General features: G+C 39.9%; 15 protein-coding genes. 9 read left to right on the top strand and 6 right to left on the bottom strand.

What is annotated here, in order from left to right; all coding sequences use genetic code 11:
* Positions 1 to 27: 27 nt before the first annotated feature.
* The 5 genes from betA to ABLB96_RS07230 all read left to right on the top strand — a co-directional run bounded on the left by betA (position 28) and on the right by ABLB96_RS07230 (position 6,832).
* Positions 28 to 1,686, top strand: a complete 1,659-nt coding sequence (betA, locus tag ABLB96_RS07250; RefSeq protein WP_348896094.1) for a choline dehydrogenase — start codon at positions 28 to 30, stop codon at positions 1,684 to 1,686.
* Between the two features lie 508 nt (positions 1,687 to 2,194).
* Positions 2,195 to 3,835: a malate dehydrogenase (quinone) gene (mqo, locus tag ABLB96_RS07245; RefSeq protein WP_348896096.1), complete on the top strand. Its 1,641-nt coding sequence runs from the start codon at positions 2,195 to 2,197 to the stop codon at positions 3,833 to 3,835.
* Between the two features lie 91 nt (positions 3,836 to 3,926).
* Positions 3,927 to 4,397, top strand: a complete 471-nt coding sequence (locus ABLB96_RS07240) for a hypothetical protein (protein WP_348896097.1) — start codon at positions 3,927 to 3,929, stop codon at positions 4,395 to 4,397.
* Between the two features lie 216 nt (positions 4,398 to 4,613).
* Positions 4,614 to 5,492, top strand: a complete 879-nt coding sequence (locus ABLB96_RS07235) for a homocysteine S-methyltransferase family protein (protein WP_348896098.1) — start codon at positions 4,614 to 4,616, stop codon at positions 5,490 to 5,492.
* 5 nt (positions 5,493 to 5,497) lie between these two features.
* Positions 5,498 to 6,832 carry a basic amino acid/polyamine antiporter gene (locus ABLB96_RS07230; RefSeq protein ID WP_348896099.1) on the top strand — a complete coding sequence of 445 codons (1,335 nt, stop codon included), beginning with the start codon at positions 5,498 to 5,500 and terminating at the stop codon, positions 6,830 to 6,832.
* A gap of 56 nt (positions 6,833 to 6,888) precedes the next feature.
* Here ABLB96_RS07230 and ABLB96_RS07225 read toward each other — a convergent pair whose 3' ends face one another.
* Positions 6,889 to 8,799, bottom strand: a complete 1,911-nt coding sequence (locus ABLB96_RS07225; RefSeq protein WP_348896100.1) for an alpha/beta fold hydrolase — start codon at positions 8,797 to 8,799, stop codon at positions 6,889 to 6,891.
* 148 nt (positions 8,800 to 8,947) lie between these two features.
* A complete protein-coding gene (locus ABLB96_RS07220) occupies positions 8,948 to 9,655 on the bottom strand; it encodes a YoaK family protein (RefSeq protein ID WP_348896101.1) in 708 nt (235 codons plus the stop codon).
* Positions 9,656 to 9,971: 316 nt separating this feature from the next.
* Between ABLB96_RS07220 and ABLB96_RS07215 the strand changes: the two genes are divergently transcribed.
* Positions 9,972 to 10,247 (top strand): hypothetical protein, encoded by a 276-nt coding sequence (locus ABLB96_RS07215; protein WP_348896102.1) that lies wholly within the window; start codon positions 9,972 to 9,974, stop codon positions 10,245 to 10,247.
* Positions 10,248 to 10,260: 13 nt separating this feature from the next.
* On the opposite strand, the gene ABLB96_RS07210 is transcribed toward ABLB96_RS07215, so the two are convergent.
* Entirely contained in the window at positions 10,261 to 11,151 is an 891-nt protein-coding gene (locus tag ABLB96_RS07210) for a LysR family transcriptional regulator (protein ID WP_348896103.1), read from the bottom strand.
* A 185-nt stretch (positions 11,152 to 11,336) separates the two neighbouring features.
* On the opposite strand from ABLB96_RS07210, the gene ABLB96_RS07205 reads away from it, so the two are divergent.
* The 3 genes from ABLB96_RS07205 (at position 11,337) to ABLB96_RS07195 (ending at position 15,263) form a co-directional block, all read left to right on the top strand.
* Positions 11,337 to 12,281 (top strand): dihydrodipicolinate synthase family protein, encoded by a 945-nt coding sequence (locus ABLB96_RS07205; protein ID WP_348896104.1) that lies wholly within the window; start codon positions 11,337 to 11,339, stop codon positions 12,279 to 12,281.
* Between the two features lie 171 nt (positions 12,282 to 12,452).
* Positions 12,453 to 13,838 carry an MFS transporter gene (locus tag ABLB96_RS07200; RefSeq protein WP_348896105.1) on the top strand — a complete coding sequence of 462 codons (1,386 nt, stop codon included), beginning with the start codon at positions 12,453 to 12,455 and terminating at the stop codon, positions 13,836 to 13,838.
* A 78-nt stretch (positions 13,839 to 13,916) separates the two neighbouring features.
* On the top strand, positions 13,917 to 15,263 hold the full coding sequence (locus tag ABLB96_RS07195; RefSeq protein WP_348896106.1) for an OprD family outer membrane porin: 1,347 nt from the start codon (positions 13,917 to 13,919) through the stop codon (positions 15,261 to 15,263).
* 86 nt (positions 15,264 to 15,349) lie between these two features.
* Here the strand turns inward: ABLB96_RS07195 and ABLB96_RS07190 are convergent, their stop codons facing one another.
* Genes ABLB96_RS07190 through ABLB96_RS07180 form a run of 3 tightly spaced genes read right to left on the bottom strand, consistent with a single transcriptional unit; the run spans position 15,350 to position 21,466 of the window.
* Entirely contained in the window at positions 15,350 to 18,793 is a 3,444-nt protein-coding gene (locus ABLB96_RS07190) for a DEAD/DEAH box helicase family protein (RefSeq protein WP_348896107.1), read from the bottom strand.
* A gap of 31 nt (positions 18,794 to 18,824) precedes the next feature.
* Positions 18,825 to 19,988, bottom strand: coding sequence for a restriction endonuclease subunit S (locus tag ABLB96_RS07185; RefSeq protein ID WP_348896108.1), 1,164 nt, complete (start codon positions 19,986 to 19,988; stop codon positions 18,825 to 18,827).
* Positions 19,985 to 21,466 (bottom strand): class I SAM-dependent DNA methyltransferase, encoded by a 1,482-nt coding sequence (locus ABLB96_RS07180; RefSeq protein ID WP_348896109.1) that lies wholly within the window; start codon positions 21,464 to 21,466, stop codon positions 19,985 to 19,987. Before ABLB96_RS07180 ends, ABLB96_RS07185 begins: the two co-directional genes overlap by 4 nt.
* Positions 21,467 to 21,577 lie beyond the last annotated feature (111 nt).

Below are 21,577 nucleotides of genomic sequence, written 5' to 3'. Positions count from 1 at the left end.
CAAACTGTTAGTAAAAAAAGGATAGCTATGAATATTAAAGAATATGATTACATTATTATTGGCGCAGGATCTGCCGGAAATGTACTCGCTGCACGTCTTACCGAAGACAAAGATACTACCGTTTTATTGTTAGAAGCAGGTGGTCCGGATTATCGTTTGGATTTCCGTACACAAATGCCGGCAGCTTTGGCCTACCCTCTTCAAGGCCGTCGCTATAACTGGGCTTATTTAACCGACCCAGAACCACATATGAATAACCGCCGTATGGAATGTGGTCGTGGTAAAGGTTTAGGTGGCTCATCTTTAATTAACGGCATGTGCTATATCCGCGGTAACGCAATGGATTTAGAACAATGGTCAACCCATAAAGGCCTTGAAAACTGGTCTTATGCCGACTGCTTACCTTATTACAAAAAAGCTGAAACCCGCGACATTGGTGGCAATGACTACCACGGTGATAGTGGCCCTGTTTCAGTTGCCACTCCTAAAAATGGCAACAATGTACTGTTCCATGCCATGGTTGAAGCAGGCGTACAGGCAGGTTACCCACGTACCGATGACTTAAATGGTTATCAGCAAGAAGGCTTTGGTCCAATGGACCGTACAGTTACGCCTAAAGGTCGTCGTTCAAGCACCGCACGTGGTTATTTGGATATGGCCAAAGGTCGTCCAAACCTGACCATTTTGACCCATGCGACAACCAATAAAATCTTGTTTAACCAAAAACAAGCGATTGGTGTGGAATATATTATTGGTGCTGACCAAAACAACTTACAACGTGCCTTGGCAAAACGCGAAGTATTGTTATGTGCAGGTGCAATTGCTTCTCCGCAAATTTTACAGCGCTCTGGTGTTGGTCAAAGTACCTTCTTAAAATCAATGGACATTGATGTGGTTCATGATTTGCCGGGCGTAGGTGAAAACCTGCAAGACCATTTAGAAATGTACTTACAATATAAATGTAAGCAACCCGTTTCTTTATATCCTGCCTTGAAATGGTATAACCAACCTGCCATTGGTGCCGAGTGGTTATTTAATGGTACAGGTATTGGCGCAAGTAACCAGTTTGAAGCAGGCGGATTTATCCGTAGTTCAGATGAGTTCACATGGCCAAACATTCAATACCATTTCTTGCCAGTTGCCATTAACTATAACGGTAGTAATGCCGTAAAAGAGCATGGTTTCCAAGCACACGTAGGTTCAATGCGCTCGCCTTCACGTGGTCGTATCAAACTTAAATCGAAAGATCCGTTTGAACATCCAAGTATCTTGTTTAACTACATGTCGACTGAACAAGACTGGCGTGAATTCCGTGATGCAATTCGTATCACGCGTGAAATTATGCAGCAACCTGCACTTGACCCATATCGTGGTGAAGAAATTAGTCCGGGCAAACATTTGCAATCCGATGCAGAGCTTGACGACTTTGTTCGTAACCACGCAGAAACAGCTTACCATCCTTCTTGTAGCTGTAAGATGGGTGAAGATGAAATGGCTGTAGTAGATGGTCAAGGTCGCGTACATGGTATGCAGGGTTTACGCGTAGTTGATGCCTCAATTATGCCGCTGATTATTACCGGTAACTTAAACGCAACCACCATTATGATTGCCGAGAAAATTGCAGATCAAATTCGTGGGCGTGAAGCGTTACCACGTTCAACTGCACCCTTCTATGTAGCATCATAAAACGCTTAAGGGCATATTTTTTATACAGAATATGCCCTTTATTTAAGATGTAAGCGTAAATATTAATAAGAACTATGTATGACAGAAAATAAGCAACTCAAAAGTGCTGATTTACATAAATATCGCATAAAACAAAAATTATCTTATTTTTATAAGCAAAAAACCCTTAAATGATTAAAGTTCAATCAACATAAATTTACTAATTAAATTTCAAAAACTTAAACAAGAAAATATACAGAAAATTATCTTATAAAAGCTTAATTTGATTAAATATAAATCATATTTATGATTTTGATGAACCCCATTTATTATAAAAATTGTCTTGTCAATGCAAAATTAGTCTAAAATATAGTGTGTTTGCGATAATCTCCATTAATTTTTATTTTTTTGAAGTTCTCTGTTTTGGAGAATTTTACTTTCGCATTTATATCCATTTTGTCTGGATACGCTGTCTAGGTTTCCTCACACCTTAAGTGACTCAAATAACTTATTTTAAGGTCCCCCTTACATGAAGAAGTTTTTGAAATACCTTCTGGTATTAATCATTCTTATTTTAATTGCAGGTATCGTTTTCTTGTTTAGACCGATTGCGTCAAAACAAGTACAAACTGCAAAAGATGAGCCTGTTGTTGATGCTGTTCTTGTTGGCGGCGGCATCATGAGTGCTACTCTCGGTACTTATTTCACAGAGCTTGAACCAAACTGGCAAATCCGTATGTATGAACGTCTTGACCAAGTTGCTCAAGAAAGTTCAAACGGCTTTAACAATGCCGGAACAGGCCACTCTGGCTTTATGGAAATGAACTATACCGAAGAAAAAAACGGTAAGATGGAAATTGTCAAAGCTGAAAAAGTTGCTTCTCAGTTTGAAGTGGCTAAACAGTTCTGGTCATATCAGGTAAAACAAGGCGTTTTAGCTGAACCAAAAACATTCATTAACCCAGTTCCACACATTGCTTTCGTTTGGGGCGATAACGTTCAGTTCTTAGAAAAACGTTATGCTGCCATGATTCAAAGCCCGTTGTTCAAAGGTATGAAATTTACTGAAGACCCAGCTGTGATTAAGCAATGGGCACCTTTAGTCATGAACGATCGTGATCCAACTCAAAAAGTTGCAGCGACTCGTATGGAAGTTGGTTCAGACGTAAACTACGGTTCAATCACGAACCAGTTGGTGAAACACTTAAACCAAAACCCAAATTTCAAATTACAGACTTCAACTGAAGTTTCTGGCATCAGCCAAAATGATGACAAAACTTGGACTGTAACTTTCAAAGATTTGAAAACTGGTAAAACAGATCACGTTAAAACACGTTTTGTGTTTATCGGTGCAGGTGGTGCAGCGGTTAAATTATTGCAACTTACTGGTCTACCAGAAGCGAAACAATATGCCGGCTTCCCTGTAGGTGGTGAGTTCTTAATTACTGATAACCCAGCAATTACGTCTCAACATACTGCAAAAGTATATGGCCGTGCTGAACTTGGTGCGCCTCCAATGTCTGTACCACATATTGATACACGTTATATCGACGGTAAAAAATATGTATTGTTTGGCCCATTTGCAACGTATTCAAACAAGTTCCTGAAAAATGGTTCTCAGCTTGACTTGCTTGCCTCTACCAACAAAAACAACGTTTTACCAATGACGACTGTTGGCTTGGAAAACCTTGATCTTGTGAAATACTTGGTAAGCCAAGTGATGATGTCAGACCAAGACCGTCTAAATGAACTTCGTAAATACTACCCAGATGCGAAAGCTGAAGACTGGCGCTTAAGCCAAGGTGGTCAACGTGTTCAGATCATCAAGAAAGAACCGGGTAAACCTGCAACACTTCAATTCGGTACAGAAATCTTTGCTTCTAAAGACGGCGCTGTAACTGCATTGTTAGGTGCGTCTCCGGGTGCTTCGACTTCTCCATACATCATGCTGAACTTGCTTGAAAAAGCTTTCCCACAGCAAACTGAAGGTAAGTGGAACCAGAAGCTTCATGAAATTGTAGTTTCTTATAAGCAAGACTTAAGTAAAGACCCTGCGTTACTCGACAAAGTTCGTCAGTACACAAGTTCTACACTTGGCTTGAACTATACATCTCCATTCAAAGCTGCAAACGATGAAACTGCTGCTGCCCCTGTTGCAAAAGCAAACTAAGTTTGATGATGTATAAGTAAAATATCAAAAGGATGAATTTCGATTCGTCCTTTTGTTTTTTTAGACCACAGTTGAGACATTTAGACTAGCTATGACGCCTTTAAACTCATCACCTCGCCTCTTATCATTTTGTTTTAAGCTCGTGCTTGTTTTGCTACTGGCTTATCTTTTGTTGAGCGGGTTTTACATGTGGATGATTGGCGGTACCGCAATTTATGTCAGCTCAGCCGTGTTACTTGCCATTACGGCTTATGCATTTAAGCTCGGTAAATATCAAAAATTATGTGCTGTTTTAAATGTGTTGATGAGTGCAGCCGCGATATATTTGAGTACTGCACATTTGTTTTTCACCCCTGTTCAAATCTTTATATTTTTACCTGCACTGTTTTTTATTCTACTGGCTTTTGCTCGCCTAAATAAACTTCGCAATGTATTTAAGATTTTAATATTGATCAGTTTATTGGTTTGGTCAGGTATTCACTTTGCACAGCTTAAACAACTTCAAGCCTATTATAAAACCCAAGACACAGGTCAAAGCTGGCAACAATATGGTGCTTTATAAAGGCATTTTTCATTCTATATTTTCAAATTAATACGCGCTCTTTTTCACATGAAGTTCATCAGTAAAACTGAACATCATCTACAGAATTCCTTTTAAGAAAAAATATTCATAACAATCTAATTTATTTAGAAATATATCGAGCATATTCGCGATTGAACCCACCTCATCTACACGCTAGATTAGCTAAATTATTTTTCTCCCTTTACGTTGTAATTTATGAAAATTTTAGATGGTGGTTTAGGCCGTGAATTGGCCCGTCGTGGCGCTCCATTTCGTCAACCAGAATGGTCTGCTCTGGCACTCATTGAAGCTCCTGAAACAGTAAAAGAAGTCCACCTCGACTTTATTAACGCGGGTGCAGAAGTCATTACGACTAACAACTACGCTGTTGTACCATTTCACATTGGTCAAGAACGCTTTGAAACTGACGGCGTGCGTTTAATTAAAGTTGCGATTGAACAAGCAAAAAATGCAGTTAAAGAAAGCGGCAAAAATGTCAAAATCGCCGGCTGCTTACCCCCTTTATTTGGTTCTTACCGCGCAGACTTGTTTCAGCCTGAACAAGCGAAAAACCTTGCTGAGCCCATCATTAACACATTGGCACCAGAGGTTGATTTCTGGCTCGCTGAAACTCAATCTTGCTTAAAAGAAGTTGAAACAGTACATGCCTTGTTACCACAAGATGGTAAAGATTATTGGGTGTCTTTTACGCTGCAAGATGAAATCAAACATGAACAAGCACTCCTTCGTTCTGGCGAAACCATGCAACAAGTGGCTGAGTTTATAAACAAATCAAATGCCAAAGCCGTATTGTTTAACTGCTGTCAGCCTGAAGTGATTTTGCAGGCGATTAATGAAATTAAAGGACTCATTCCAGAGTCTGTACAAATTGGTGCTTATGCCAACGCTTTCCCACCGCAAGATGAAAGTGCTACTGCCAACGATGGTCTGGATGAAATCCGTAAAGACTTAGATGCGCCGGCTTATCTTGGTTTTGCAAAACAATGGCAGCAAGCAGGTGCAAGTCTAGTTGGCGGTTGCTGTGGTATTGGCCCAGAACACATTGCTGAACTTTCTCAATTTTTTAAAGAATAAATACCATGTCTGCTGCCAAAATCGGATTATTGTCTCTTACAGCGTTGGTATTTAGCTCTATGGTGGGGTCAGGTGTATTTAGCCTCCCCCAAAATATGGCTCAGGTTGCCAACGGCTCTGCCCTTCTTGTTGCATGGCTCATTACCGGAGTCGGCATTATTTTCTTGGCGCTCACGCTATTGCATTTGACCCGCCAACGACCAGACCTAGACGGCGGTATTTATAACTATGCGCGAGAAGGTTTTGGAGACCTGATTGGGTTTTGCTCGGCGTGGGGTTATTGGTTGTGTACCACCATTGGTATTGTAGGGTATGTCGTGATTGCCTTTTCAGGTGTTGGTATGTTTACCGACAGCAAAGACCATATTATTTTTGGTGAAGGCAATACGCTTTATTCCCTGATTGGTTCAAGTATTTTTGTATGGCTGGTACATTGGTTAGTGAGCCGAGGTATTAAAGAAGCTGCTGTAGTGAATTTATTGGCCACCATTGCCAAAATCATTCCAATGGTGGTTTTCATCTTCTTTACTTTCATTGCCTTTAAGTTTGATTTATTCAAACTCAACTTAAATGATTTCTCTTTAAAAGTTCCGCTTTGGCAGCAAGTTAAAGACCTGATGCTGATTACCCTTTGGGTATTTACAGGTATTGAAGGTGCTGTGGTTTTATCATCACGCGCAAAAAACCGTAATGACATTGGTAAAGCGACCATTTTAGGTGTGTTACTGGCGTTAAGTTTTTATGTAATGGTCACCGTATTGGCTTATGGTGTGGTGAGTCGTGAAGCGCTTGCAGGCATGCATAACCCATCGATGGCGACCATTTTGCAGCAACTGATCGGTCTACCGGGTACTGTCATTATTACCATCGGGTTGATTATTTCTGTTTCTTCGTCTTATTTAAGCTGGACGTTATTTGCGACCGAAATTCCATTTTTGGCTGCAAAAAATGGTGCATTCCCTAAATTATTTTTAAAGAATAATCAGAACAACGTACCCATTTCATCACTTTGGCTCACAACGATTGTGGTGCAAGGTTCACTCATTGCCGTGTATTTTTTCAATAAAAACTATACTCAGCTTTTATTGATTTCATCGGTCATGATTTTGCTGCCTTATTTTCTGGTGTCGGCTTTTTATCTTAAAGAATCAATTCGCCACAAACGCACACCACATATTGCCATTGCAAGCGTTGCTTCAATCTATGCGCTTTGGTTGCTCTATGCCGCAGGGTTAGACTTACTGCTGTTGTCTGGCGTGTTGTATTTGGTCGGCTTGGTTATTTTTTCAATCAGCTACTTTGAGCATAAAAAATCGCTTAAACAAAACCAACTCAATTAATCACCTCAACCACTGTTGCCCCATTTCAGCAGTGGTTTTTTTCAATTAAATGCTCTCTATTTTGCAGACTGTGACTGCTTTAAATGCAATCTTAAAATACGGCGTAATTCTAAAATCGCCTCTGGTGTGGTTTGAATCGAATGCCCACCTTTAATAATCAGCTCTGACTGCTCGCCACCCAAATGTGAACTTTGATAAGGCACAATCCCATCACTCATTTTGGACTTATCTGTGGTGCCATTTATATTACCCATAATCGAGTGATAGACCACGTTGGACGATGGCTGAATGGCTTGGGTGAGCTGCATAAAGTTAGAAAAACGACTTAAATTACTCGCTCCATTTTCAATTAAGCCCTTTCTGAGTTTTGTATTTTTCTCATCTCTCATTTCAACTGCAATAAAAAAGTCAGCCGGTAAACGGATAACACGGCGGGCAATTTGGGTAAACCAGCTGTCGGCATAGTCAGTACCATGATGCGGTGCTGACACAAAAACAACCCGCTTAAAATAGGGCAAACTTTTGAACTGAAAACGCTCTCGAATTACCGGATTTTCTTTTAAACGGTTTAATTGGGCTTCATTCATTTTTTGCATGGCTTGCTCCGTAACATCGGCATCGCTTACCAATAATCGGCTAATCACTCCGCCCATACTATGCCCGACTAACACAGCATCGTGTGCAGCATAACTGTCTTTGGCAATGTTTTGAAAAGCCTGATTCAGCAAAGAATAAATCTGAAAACGACTTTCAAAAATTGGCATATTGGTTGAGTAAAACACCTGCCAAACTTGATAATTATTCCTTAATTCGGCATCGCCCATAATGTCGTTAGTTAGGCTCACCCACGCTTCTGGGCTACTTGCCAAACCATGAATAAACACAATGATTTTTTTATTGGGGTTAAAGGGTTCTAGCATATATAAATGCGGCATGATCAAATTAGATTCTTTATTCACTAAAGACCAATAACCCGCCGCACCTAAATTATATTTTGACAGCCACAGCCCATAAGGTGCCGAATAGTTTGCAGTCAGCGGATAATCCACACCTTCAACCTTTACACGATCCTTTCGGTACGGGTCGAACATGGCAATTTCTAAGTCTGCCCCAGCAATCACCTGTTCTGCTGTCGCTTTTTGTTTTGGATAAGCAATGGCCGTCACGGGAAAGAAACGTGGCAAATGAATATTGGAATTCGTCTCGTGAGCATAAAAAGTATCGGGGTCTAAAATGAAACCATGATTTACATCATGCTCCTTACGTCCAACAATAAACTCTGCGCCTAAACCGTCCCTACGGTTAACGGTATTGAACCCTGAAAAGTTCATGTTATAGCTGGAGCGAAAAGTATCGACCTCAATGTTTTGTACATCTAAGGCATGATCAAAATTGACATGGTACTCATGCCCGTCTGCTTTGAGCAAAGGGGGAAAATGAAGCGTATTTAAATGATTAAAATACGTGGTCATAAGCTTCGACAAAGCCACGTTATAAAAAATACGTACCTGATTTTGGCGATGGTCGAACACTCGGTCGAAAGGCGACTCTTCTGAGTCAAACAAATAAACATAGCTATAGCGCAAGCTCTTATCATATAAAGCCAGCTCTTGCTCAACACAACCATTACTTTTACTGCTATTACACTGACTACTACGCCCAACGTCTAAAGCTTTTGCCAAATAAATTTCACTGAGTGCAGCATAACGCTCTTCTCTGCTGCTATTTTCAGACAGGCTTTGTACTTGCTTTAAACAATCATCAAAATTTTGCAGGCAGGTTTTTTCATTTTTTTTGACCAAGTACAGCAAGTTTTGCGTTTGATGACTTAAGGTACCGTCGGTCAAAATACTTTCATTTTTACTTTTTAACGCGCTACTTAAGTTACTTTCTTTTAAATGAATGACCTGACAACCGCTGAGCAGTCCCATTATTGTGAGCATGAAATAATGGCTAGACTTTGTCATTGCGCATTCCTTTCGCGAGTGTATTTCCCCATGCATCATTATGCCTGTAAAGCTGTGAACGAACAATTTCAGCTCAGCTTTGATTGCCATTTATTCAAAAAATAAAAGCCCGAATTCGTTTAAATTCAGGCTATTTGAACAACTACTTTTAAGCTTGTTTAAACTTCTGCTGTGAAGCCAAATACGAAAAATAGAGTATAGGTAAAATAAACGGCGCTACACTCCAAAAGTCAAAATAAACATACAGCACAGCCCCCATAAAAGCACCAATCACAAAGCCAATGACAATACTGGCACTTTTAAGCAAGCTTGCCCGATTGGCTTCATTATTGTTTTTGAGCAAGTTGGCAATATCTATACCAAGCTGAGTGGTGTTGCCTGTCATCATGGTACTTGGGCTAATATTTTTAATAAGCGTTTTACTGGAAGTATTACGAATAGCCAAGGCAATTAGACCAAGTCCCCCCGTGAGGGCAACGGTAATTGCATCGGCATTTTTAAATGGCTCGAAGTACAGCCCTGACACCATAAAGGCAAACAGGAAAATAGCTTCAAATAAAAATAAATAAGACAGCGTTTTGTGTTTGACCTGACTACGGTCAATTAACAGTTTGGTAATCACCACAGTCAAAATAAATAGTGGAATAGCAGCAAGCTTAATCCATACTCCCGTACCGCCTTTTACTAAGGCTGCCCCTGCCAGTACCAAGTTACCTGTAACGTGCGCAGTAAAAAAACCAAATAATGCAATAAAGCCAATGGTATCAATTGCCCCACCCACCATTGTCAGTAAAACAGGATCTCGACATATGGCCCATGTACTTTGTGTCTCTTGCTGATTTGAGGTCTCTGGCATAAGCTGCATCCTGTTATTTTAAAGTCATTACATTCGGTACAAAGATGTTTTAAAAAATCTAAAAACAAATCAAAGCTAAAGCATTTATAAAAACAAAAAAGCATGTAAAAACATAGGGTGTTTAATGTCGCAACACTGTCTTCAAAACAGCAACAATGTGATTTGTCTCTTTTTAAATCACAAAATGTTTTTCATCTTCAAATCAATTTGACCTCTAAAACCGTTCTGACTATGATGAAGCCGTGAGTTTTGCCAGTATTTCGCACAAATAACTTTGTGCTAAGTGATTGATAAAGAAAAAACAAAGAGAAGGAACATGTCTTTTTATAATTTTTTAGTTTTTTTAGGTGGATTATTATTTGTATCGCTTGCCTCTGCTGGCTACAAGCATCCCGCACAGCGTGACTTTTATTTAAAATGCATTACAGCCGGACATAGCCGCTCAAGTTGTCTGTGTATTTACCACCGTTTAGAGCGTCAATACTCTCCTAAATTTATGCATAAACTTGGCAGTTTAAGTCTACAAAGCCCAGAAGTACCACGTGATTTTGTGAAAACCATGCTGCGTACAATGCAACAGTGCCAGCCATAAAGCTACGCGTTGATTAAAGCAAATCGGCCAGCTTTCTAATTTCTTCCATCACTGCCTTACAAGCAGGCGTTAAATAGCCCTGTTTAGAAATAGACAAAGAAATATAGCGCTTTAGGGCTGGATTAATGATTTTTGCAGCTTGAATTGGGGTGTATTGGCTGGCCTTTTTTAAAGCTTGTGGCCCTAGCATGGTATACATGCGAGATTCGGCAACCAAATGGGTTTGTAAACTAATCGAGTCAGCCTCAAACACAATGTTCAGGTCTACCCCATTTTCATAAGCCATGTGGTCTAAAAAATTGCGCCAGTTACTTGGCCTGCAAAAAGTGACCAGTGGTAACTGACTGACCTCTTTAAATTCGACTTCATTTGCCTGAGTAAGCACATCTCCTTCACAACCGACTAAGTAAGTATCGGCTTGGGTAAGATAAACATCACCCTGTTTTGGTGTCGGGTTAAACCGATAAAGTATGGCTAAATCGACGCTGCCATCTTCAAGCCATTTTTCTAAATGCACGCCTTGCCCTTCACGCACCGACAGTTTAATTAAGGGATATTTCTCTTGAAGCACTTTATAGAGAGTCGATAGCAAAGGATGAGAAGTAGACGGCAAACTGGCGATACGAACCGTACCAATCGGGGTATCGGTCGAGTGCAAAATTTCATTATTAAGTTGGTCGGTCACATTCAGCCATGAACGAATTTTAGGAAGTAAATGTTGGCCTAAATCGGTGAGTTCGACACCGCGTCCAGTTCGGTTAAACAAACGTCCACCACATTGCGCCTCAAGCTCGTTCATTTGCCGACTAATTTGCGGTTGGTTGGTGTTATGCAGCATCGCGACTTTGCTTAAGCTACCGAGTTCCACCGCATCTAAAAATATTTTCCATAATTCATAATTCATCGATTCTTCCTAAATCGTAAACTTGCACTTTTGAGCTATACATTTTCAGTATAACTGAAATTCAAGAATTAGTAATTCCTATATAGCTCACCTATTTCTATACTCCAATCATGTTCTCTACAACACGATTTAAGTCAGATTAAGAACCAGAGAATATTTAATTAAACTGTATAGGAAGTACGATTATGAGTTTAGATTTACGTGGATTGACCCCAGCACCTGTGACTCCTTTTACCCGTGACGGACAAGTAGACCATGATGCGATTCAACGTTTAGGTTCATGGTTAGGCAGTATTGATGGTGTGAAAGGCTTGGTTGTTCTTGGGCATGCAGGTGAAGGAACATTCTTGTCGCAAAAAGAACAAATGCAGGTCATCGAAAGCTTTGTTAAATCTGTAGATAATAAAATTCCGGTAATCGCAGGGATTACACTCGAAGGTACTTCTGTTGCAGCAGAAGAAGCAAAACGTGCCGTGAGTGCTGGTGCTTCGGCAGGTTTAATTTACCCTTCACATGGTTGGTTACGTTTTGGCTATCAAAAAGGCGCACCACAAGACCGCTATAAAGCGATTTATGAAGAAAGCGGTTTACCATCTATTTTATTCCAATATCCAGATGCGACTAAAGCCACTTACGATCTAGAAACTCTACTTGATATTTCTGCACAGCCAGGTGTGTTTGCCATGAAAAATGGTGTACGTAACATGCGCCGCTGGGATGTTGAAATTCCGATTATTCGCCGTGAACGTCCAGACTTACAAGTGTTGACTTGCCACGATGAATATCTGCTTCACACCATGTTTGATGTAGACGGCGCTTTGGTTGGCTACGGCAATATTGCTCCTGAGCTTTTAATTGAAATGATTAAAGCAGGTAAAGCCAAAGATTACGCTAAAGCACGCGCTATTCACGACCAATTATTACCAGTGACTCGCAATGTCTATCACCGTGGTTCACACATGGAAGGCACGGTCGCGCTTAAACATGCATTAGTTGCTCGCGGAATTTTGGACCATGCCACTGTGCGTTCACCATTGCTTCCACTTGCAGAGGGTGCTGAGCAAGAAATTCATGATGCGATGCGTCAAGCGGGAATTGGCAAGGTCGATTTAACCCAAGCCGTTGCTTAAATTCGATTCGGGCTAGCATGTACGCTAGCCTTTTTTTCCTGTACGCTGCCTGAGGCCAAACATTGGGCATGTCTCTTAAAAATAATAATAAAAGCATGCAAACTGTGGTGAACAGGTAGTGCGAAATAGAACAACAAAACTACGAGGAATGTAGTGATAAGGAGATAGAAGATGACAAATCTAGCGGATGTAGAACAAATTAGTCATCATCAAAAAAATGCGGAAATTATTGCAAGACTTGAACGGCTACCCGTCACTGGTCGAATGCAATTTATGCGAATTACCATTGGTATAGCGACCTTTTTTGACGCTTATACTGTTCTTGCGATTGCCTTTGCTTTACCTCAACTCATTACCGAATGGCACCTGACGCCTGCCTATGTCGGTGCGATCATTGCCGCGGGCTATGTCGGGCAACTGGTCGGTGCGATCTTTTTTGGTTCACTTGCCGAAAAAGTCGGTCGTTTAAAAGTACTGTCTTTTACCATTTTACTGTTTGTGGCAATGGATATTTCATGTCTATTTGCATGGAGCGGAATGTCACTGTTAATTTTCCGTTTCTTGCAAGGTGTTGGAACAGGTGGCGAAGTGCCTGTTGCGAGTGCCTACATTAACGAGTTTATTGGTGCAGAAAAGCGCGGTAAGTTTTTCTTGCTCTATGAAGTTTTGTTCCCACTTGGCCTAATGTTTGCAGGCATGGCAGCATTTTTTCTGATGCCAATTTATGGCTGGAAAGTCATGTTTATTGTGGGCTTAATTCCATCGATACTGGTTATTCCTTTACGGTTTTTCTTGCCTGAGTCACCACGCTGGCTTGCTTCAAAAGGCCGTTTTAAAGAAGCAGATCGAGTCGTCAAAAGCTTTGAAGACGGTGCCATTAAAAGCGGTAAAACCTTGGCTGAACCTGTGGTTAAAGAAATTAACTCGCAAGGCATGGCAAAAACCGACTGGCGTGAACTGTTCCGTGGCATTTACCGCAAACGTACCTTTACCCTATGGGGCATGTGGTTTTGCGTGTATATGGTGAACAATGCCATGGTGACTTGGCTGCCATCTCTCTACAAACAACACTTTGGTCTGTCGCTGCAAACCAGTTTAGGTTATGGCTGGATTACTTCGGGCGTAGGTGTGGTTGCTTCTATTATCTGTGCGTTAATGATTGATAAAGTGGGTCGCCGCCCTTGGTACAGTGCAGCGTTTTTCTTGGCGATTATTCCACTCATGAGCCTAACGATTTTAGGTGCCAAATCGGCAATGGAAGTGGTGATTTTAGCAACGATTAGCTATGCCATTTTGCAAACCATTTCATTCTCTTTATACCTTTACGCTGCCGAACTTTACCCTACTCGCCTACGTGCGATAGGCATTGGTTTTAGTACTGCTTGGTTACGTGCCGGCTCTGCAATTGGGCCGGTTATGGTCGGCCTCGTGGTTGGTGGCTATGGCATTCAATATGTGTTTAGTGTACTTGCCGTTGTGGCGCTCATTGGTGGCCTAGTGACCTTCTTGTTTGCTATTGAAACCAAAGGCCAAGTGCTCGAAGAACTCTCTCCTTAATTCACCCATTTTATAAAAAGCTTGCCTAGCTTCATTGTTAGGCAAAGGGCTTATTCATGCTTAAAAAAGGAATTTAAAATGAATAAATATTTGCTATGGGGCTGTATTGGTTTAGGCAGTGTAAGCAACGCTTATGCAGAGCTTCCTCAAGAATTTGGCAAGTTAGAATTAAAACTCAACACCCGTTACTGGAACGATGAAGGCACTGCCCACCCCACGCTCGCTAACCCTTCGCCTTCGTCGAGTGAATATGAACAAAGTGCGTTAGGGCTTGAGTTAAATTATCAGTCACCTTACATGTGGGACTGGCTTGGGGTGGATGGTTCACTTTATGCAGTCACTAAGTTATTTGACTCTGGCAAACCGAGCGCTCAGCTTTTAGAGGTCGAAAATAACGGCAAGCTCGATCAAAACTTTGCGACTTTAGGGCAGCTCTATATCAAGGCAAAACTCGGCGATAAAGGCGAAATTAAATTAGGCCGTCAGTTGCAAGACTCGCTATTGCTTAAAAGCACCAATAACCGCGCGGTGCCCGATACTTTTTCGGGTGTGAGTGGTCAGTTTCAACTGAATGACCAACTACAGACCTACATTGCCTACTATGACCGCTGGAAACCTCGCAGCATGGATAGTTTTGAAAAATTCGTGACTGAAAATGATGAGCATATTGACTATGTCGGCTTGCTTGGTGCCAACTATCAGTACAAAAACTGGAGCGTGAATGCCGAATATTTAAGTAGCAAAGATTATTTAAAAAAGTACGGGGCAATTGCGCAATATAAATTGCCCCTGCATGGGCTTGTGTGGACATTCAACACAGGGGCTTTTTTCTCGCGTGATGATGGCAAGCTGTTTAAATGCGGTGCAGAAACCGAGCTGGACTGTGTCAAAGGCCAAGACATTAACAATCGTGGCAATGGTTACTTTGTCGATGTAAATGTAGCCAAGAATAATATTGAAGGCGGCATAGCCGTTTCAAAGTTTGATGGTTTTTGGATAGAAGATAACTTTGCCGTACACTCTGATCGTAACTCGGTTTTGACGCAAGACCACGGTACTAACCCATTTCCAACCTCGTCGACCATTGGCCCTGACTTTACCAATAACGATGAAACCGCCATTGCCCTTCGGCTGAAATATAACTGGAAAGACTATGTGAAAGGTTTAAAAACCGAGGCGAAGTATATTTATGGTTTTGGTGCTCACCAAAGTAACATTAGCAGTGATATTGAAGGTAAAGAGCGTTACTTTGACTTTACGGTAAGTTATGCCTTGCCGTGGGTAAAAAACATAGATGTGCGTTATTCATTTTTGCATTATGAGTCAAAGTTTGAAAATGCAAACCTAGGTGAAAAAATAAATGGCATGTCTCGGAAAGATTGGGACCAGCACCGTGTATTTATTAATTACCGTTATACATTTTAAGCATAGGCTGAACATTTAGGTTACAAAATCATGATTATAACTATGTAAAAGCACTGGTCGTAATCATGATTTTTTAACTAAAAATATTACGCTACCGCACTTTGATTAAATGCTTCAACAACGCCAAATATCTTGTCAGCATCCCTATCAGCAAACACGCCATCAATACCTTCATAGTGAATTTGATTGAACGGTGGTTCATAAAGTTGAGACGCTTCTAAAGTTCCGCGCATAGTTAAATGGTCAATAATCATCTCTACGAAACGGATTTGTTTTTCGTTATATGTAGTGCCATGTAAATAATTTGAAAATGCCTCTTGTACTGCCTGCCGATCTAAACCCACTAGAGAACGGATAAAGAGAGTTAAAGACTTTTCTGTACCAAAACACTTTTCAAATTTTTCTTTACTCTCGACTTCTTGTGCTTCAAAGACAAAACGCTCTAACTCAATTAAGTCAGTCGGGGTTAATGCTAGGCCACGTTTTAATTTTGCGATAGTAATATGGTTTTCATTTGCCTTAATAAAATTTTCAACACGCTTACGATATTGTGCAAGATTGACACCGCTAGAAACGACAGGAATATCAATTGCTACTGCATTACCAATTTCATCATCTAGCATGGAATAAACAATGGTAGAGGTGGATTTCTCAATCAGTTTTACTAGGCCACGAATACGTTTACGCATCGATTCAAGCATTGGAAGTGTAATATCTTTCCAATATTCAGCAGTTTGAATTTCTTGAATTAAAGTGATTTGTGCAGCAACAACAGGGATATTTTCTTTAGTCTCTAGCTTAGATGCAACTTCAATCACTTTATTAGCATACGTTTGAATTGCTTTATTGTTCTTTGCTAATACTGCAAGTTCAAGGTTATAGCACAACATATCAAATAACTTTGCTTCTAGGGTTTCAGCCTCAAGCTCATTTGGTAATTTTGAAATATGCTCGCGTAATATGCCCATAGATAGGTCATCTAAATTATTCCAAGCATCATCATTTTTGAAATGTTCAACATATTCGAGTTCAGACCGCACAATGAAATTCTCATTGTTCATCGATCTCACTTCTGTCTGTAAGCTTAGACGAATATCTTGCTGTACTGCTTTTAATTCTTCAGTCTCAAAATCTTTGGTATTCAATAAACTTAAAATATTTAATCGAGCTTTAAATAATCGCTGTCCCAACGGTTCAGTCGTAGAGACTGGAGCACCTTCAGGGTTTTCATTAAAATATTCAAAGTTTGAGCAATAATCGAAAATATAAAACTCTTTTTTATCTTGTTCTGGTGCAAATAGCTCTTTACACAGTCGTGTACCTCGCCCAATCATTTGCATAAATTTGACTTTAGAACGTACCGCCTTAAAGAACACCAGATTAACCACTTCAGGTACATCAATACCTGTATCAAGCATATCCACAGATATAGCTATTTGTGGGTCTGGCAGGTCTTTTTTACTAAAACCATCGATTAAACTTTGCGCGTACTTAGTCGCGTGAGTAATTACACGTGCAAATTTACCATCATATTGCGGATAGTTTTTGTCGAAGCGCTCGGCAATGAAATTAGCATGATTTTGATTTACGGCGAAAATAATTGTTTTTCCTAACCGATCACCACCTTCTACCTTAATGCCATTTTCCATTAAGTGTTGAAGCATCTTATCGACTGTACCCGTATTAAAGAGTTCTTTATTAAGTTTGGATGCTGAAACCTCTTCCGGTGCATCTCCCCCTTCCCAGTCCAATTCAATCCAATGCTGTTTTTCTTCTTCTGAAAGTTCATCATATTTCACGCCTTCACGCATGAATTTAAGAGGAACTGAATAGGCTTTTGGTGGTACTAGATAACCATCAGCAATAGCTTGATCGAGATCGTAGTAATCGGTTGGGACACCACTTTCTAAACCAAACAATGCATAAGTATCACGATCCACTTCATCTCGCGGTGTTGCAGTTAAACCAACTAATAAACTGTCAAAGTAGTTAAAAATCTCACCAAATTTTTGATAAACACTACGGTGTGCTTCATCAACAATAATCAGGTCAAACATACCTGTACCGTATTTACGGGTTCCATCTGCATTCATTTCATCAATCAGGCCCATCATTGTGTGATAGGTAGAAAGATAAACTCGTCCGTTTTGGTTCTTACTATCGACTAAGTTTACTGGTGCAGCATCAGGTAAATTGGCTTTAAAAGCATTGGTCGCTTGATTGACTAATGATGTTCTGTCAGCAAGGAAGAGTACTTTTTGCACTACATTAGCTTTCATCAATACATCAACCAATGCAATCGCTGTACGGGTTTTACCTGTACCTGTCGCCATAATGAGCAAGCCAGCACGTTCTTTACGTTGATACGCTGCAAGCATGGCTTTAATGGCACGAGTTTGGTAATAACGCTCAACAATTTCCGCATTAATTGGGAAACTACTCAGATCAGGATTGTTTTTACGTCGTTCAATAAGCCGTTTAAGTTCTGCCTGAGTATAAAATCCATGGACTAGTCGTGGCGGGCCGCCCTGCACATCGTTCCAAATTCGAGTTTTGTAGCCATTGGTATAGAAAATTACAGGCCGTTGCCCTGTTTGTTGTTCTAAACAATCCGCATAAAGCTTTGCTTGTTGTTGTCCAATATCAGGATTGACAGATGTACGTTTTGCTTCAACAAGCGCTAAGGGTAAGCCATCAGCATCATAAAGCACATAATCAACTGAGCCTTTACCTGATGAGTTTGGCATACCTGTAACTGGTACTTCTTCGCGTACGGTGTCACCAATTTCCCAACCTGCCTCTTCAAGAAGTAGGTCAATTTTAAGTTTACGGGTTTCGTCTTCTTTATAGTCGGTATGATCTTCGATTTTGCTATTGGCAATTTTGGCTTGTTCGACTTGCTGACGAATCTGCGCTCGTTCTGCATCTGCTTGAGCGAGTAGTTTTTCTCGTTCTTCTAAATTTGCAGATTGTTCAAACAGTCGTTGTTCTAATTCACGTAGGGCTTTATGTTGTTCTGCAAACTGTTTTTCTTTAGCTTCAGTTTCTTTTTGCAGTTGCTCTTTGTTGGCTGTGATTTGCTGGGTGTTATCAGCATTTGGAATCAGTTTTGGGTTAAATAAAATAGACTGAGAACGATCTTTTGAAGGTGAACCGTAATTACGTTCAAACCAAACATACATCAAAAATAAATGGCTGATGTGTTTTACCGTTTCTTCGGTGGTGAGGTATTTGAACTTTTTCCCATGAACGGCACTGTTGCCAACCATGCGAATATTGTCCATTTTGTCCCAAATATAAGGGGGAATGAGATCTTTAAATTTTATGTCATTGAGTAAGTTATGCAGTGATGCATCATAGGGTTGGGTGAGTTTTTTGTCGTATTGATAGAGCCATAAAACAAGGTTTTCGAGCGATGAACGTGCCGCAGCAAGCGCAAACTGAGGAGAAATATACACGAGCTTTTCAGCTTCTTTAGCCGTAGCCGCTAAGCTTTTAAATTCAGGCTCTAAAAACTGAAAGTTACTCATGTATATATTCCCTCATATTTTTAATGAAATGTTATAAAATACCGTTAAATGCTTGGTTTTGTAGTGATTTAAATAATTCATCTAGTTTGTTTAAATCGTGAGTAAGTATTGTTCCAAGCTGTTTAAATTTATCACAAATTTCTATAAATTTTTCTTGCTTAGCCAAAGGTGGAAGTAGCACTGTAACTTTATTCAAATTTGCTTGATTAATCCCTGAAATAGTAGATTTTGTAATGTAAGGAATAATAAATTTATTTCTAACATCGTTATTATTTAAATAATGATAAAGAAATTCAGGCAAAACTTTTACAAGATTCGGACTTAATCTAATTAACGATGATTCAAAAATCATGTTCTGTTCAGAGCATTCAATAAGACATGCTTTTGCAGCACCATCGTAGGTTAATGAACGTCGAGCAATTAAGAGGTCTTTATTTGTGATCTTATACTTTTCAATTTCTTCATTGCTAATATTAACTTGTTTTAAATTATCGGGTTTAACAACGCCATAAAAGACATCTCCCATATGCACCATTGGGGTTCCCCCTAAATCTACATATGTTTCTTTAGGGAAATAAGCTCCACTTATTAACTTTTTAGCTAAAAGTGATTCAAGATTAACCAAATCCCACCCTTTAGGATTACTCACAGGATCACCAAACATATCAATAAACGTGGCTTGTAAAAGCTGGTCTAGCTTTTTAATCGCTTGCTGACGTTTTTGGCGTAACTCATCCGCTTTATCTAAAATTGAAGCAATTCGACGTTGTTCTGCTAGTGGTGGGAGTGGGATTTTATTTGCTAGAAACTTTCCACGAGTAATATGTTTCATCGTGGCACCATGAACTTGGCTCTCCATTTCAACTATAGACAGTTCAAGAGCACGTTTTAAATAAGTTTTATCAATTTTTTCATTGTTGGGTACAACTTTGAAAATATGCTGATTAATACAAGCATCTTGTCCGTGCCACTCATAAACACCTAAACTAGCTGACCATGAAACTAATAAATCACCTTTACGCGCGATGTTAGCATCTTTAACTTCACGTTCTGTATAGTTATATTCTTTTGAAGGGTCATTTAAGTTCTGAATACGAATAATTGGTTTACCTTCTGTTCCCCAATCTTCAGGCTTAAAAGCAACGCCATTAATAAAATCAGCAATATCACCTAAACAAACTAAAGGGTAACTCATTTCAGCAACTCCTTAAGCTCATTCATTCCTTTTAGAATATCCTGCTCAAGAAGTTCTAAATCCGCCAAAATTTTACTTGGTGATTCGTATTGCACTTGCTCATACACCACTTCTTTATAACGGTTAATTGATAAATCATAACCATTGGCAGCGATATCGGCTTTATCTACCAAGAAACTTTGTTCAGTCGCTTTACGGTCTATTTCAGCATCTAAATTTTTAAAACGGGCAATGATGTCAGGAATATTGTTATTTTCATGCTTAGACGCATCTAGTTCATTACGCTTATCATCTAGTGAATAACCATCTGCCCGCATGTCATAGAACCAAACTTTATCTGTACCACCAGATTCAGTTTTAGTGAAAATCATAATTGCAGTGGAAACACCTGCATACGGTTTAAACACACCGGACGGCATCGAAATAATCGCTTCGAGCTTTTGCTCTTCTACAATTTTTTGGCGCAAATCTTTATGCGCTTTAGATGAACCAAATAACACACCATCAGGCACAATCACCGCAGCGCGCCCACCTGTTTTAAGCAAACGTAAGAACAAAGCTAAAAACAGCAATTCAGTCTTTTTGGTTTTAACAATCGCCTGAATATTCTTGGCACAACTTTCGTAGTCCAAACTACCCGCAAATGGAGGGTTAGCAAGAATTAGGCTGTACTTACTTTCAATATGTGAATGTGCTTCGCTTAATGAATCACGGTTTTCAATACTTGGGTTTTCGACCCCGTGTAGCATCATGTTCATTGAACCAATTCGAAGCATGGTGCTGTCAAAATCGTAACCAAAGAAAGTTTCTTCACTAAAGCGTTTTGCAGCTTCAGAGTTAGCAAAAATCTCAGTACTATAATGTTGGCTAAGGTATTCACTTGCTGCCACAAGAAAACCAGCCGTACCACAAGCTGGGTCACAAATGGTATCGGTAGGCTTAGGCTGCATAAGCTCTACAATCATTTTAATAATATGACGAGGTGTCCGGAACTGCCCATTCTGACCCGCTGAAGCGATCTTACCGAGCATATACTCGTAAACATCACCTTTAGTGTCTTTATCATCCATTGGCACATCTGTCAAAAGGTCAATCACTTTAGTTAATAATGCAGGATTAGGAATAGTAAAACGGGCATCTTTCATATGATGACTATAAGTAGTGTCATCATCACGGCCTAAGTTTTTAATAAAAGGAAAGACTTCCTCTGCAACCGTTTTATATAACTTAGCTGGATCACCTAAATGAATGAGTTTAGACCAACGTAAGTGATCTTGTTCTGGTTTAAAAATTGGTTGTTCAACAGCAATTTTGAGACGATTCGCCTTTTTTTCTTTTGTAGTTTGAATTTCATCAAGACGGCGAATAAACAGTAAATATGTCATTTGCTCCATGACTTCTAAAGGGTTAGAAATTCCACCACTCCAGAAAGCATTCCAAATTTGGTCAATTTTACTTTTAATCTCGCCCGTAATCACAATGTTGAACCTCAAATTTCTTCGATGCGTATTGTGTTAGAAATACCTTTGAAATGCTATAGCCATACATGTTCAGCGGCAATACATGTCGTCCCTCTCAATCTTTTGCTT

It is taken from the genome of Acinetobacter sp. XH1741 (assembly GCF_041021895.1).
Classification (GTDB): Bacteria; Pseudomonadota; Gammaproteobacteria; order Pseudomonadales; family Moraxellaceae; genus Acinetobacter.
This window is presented reverse-complemented; position numbering and strand designations above follow the sequence as displayed.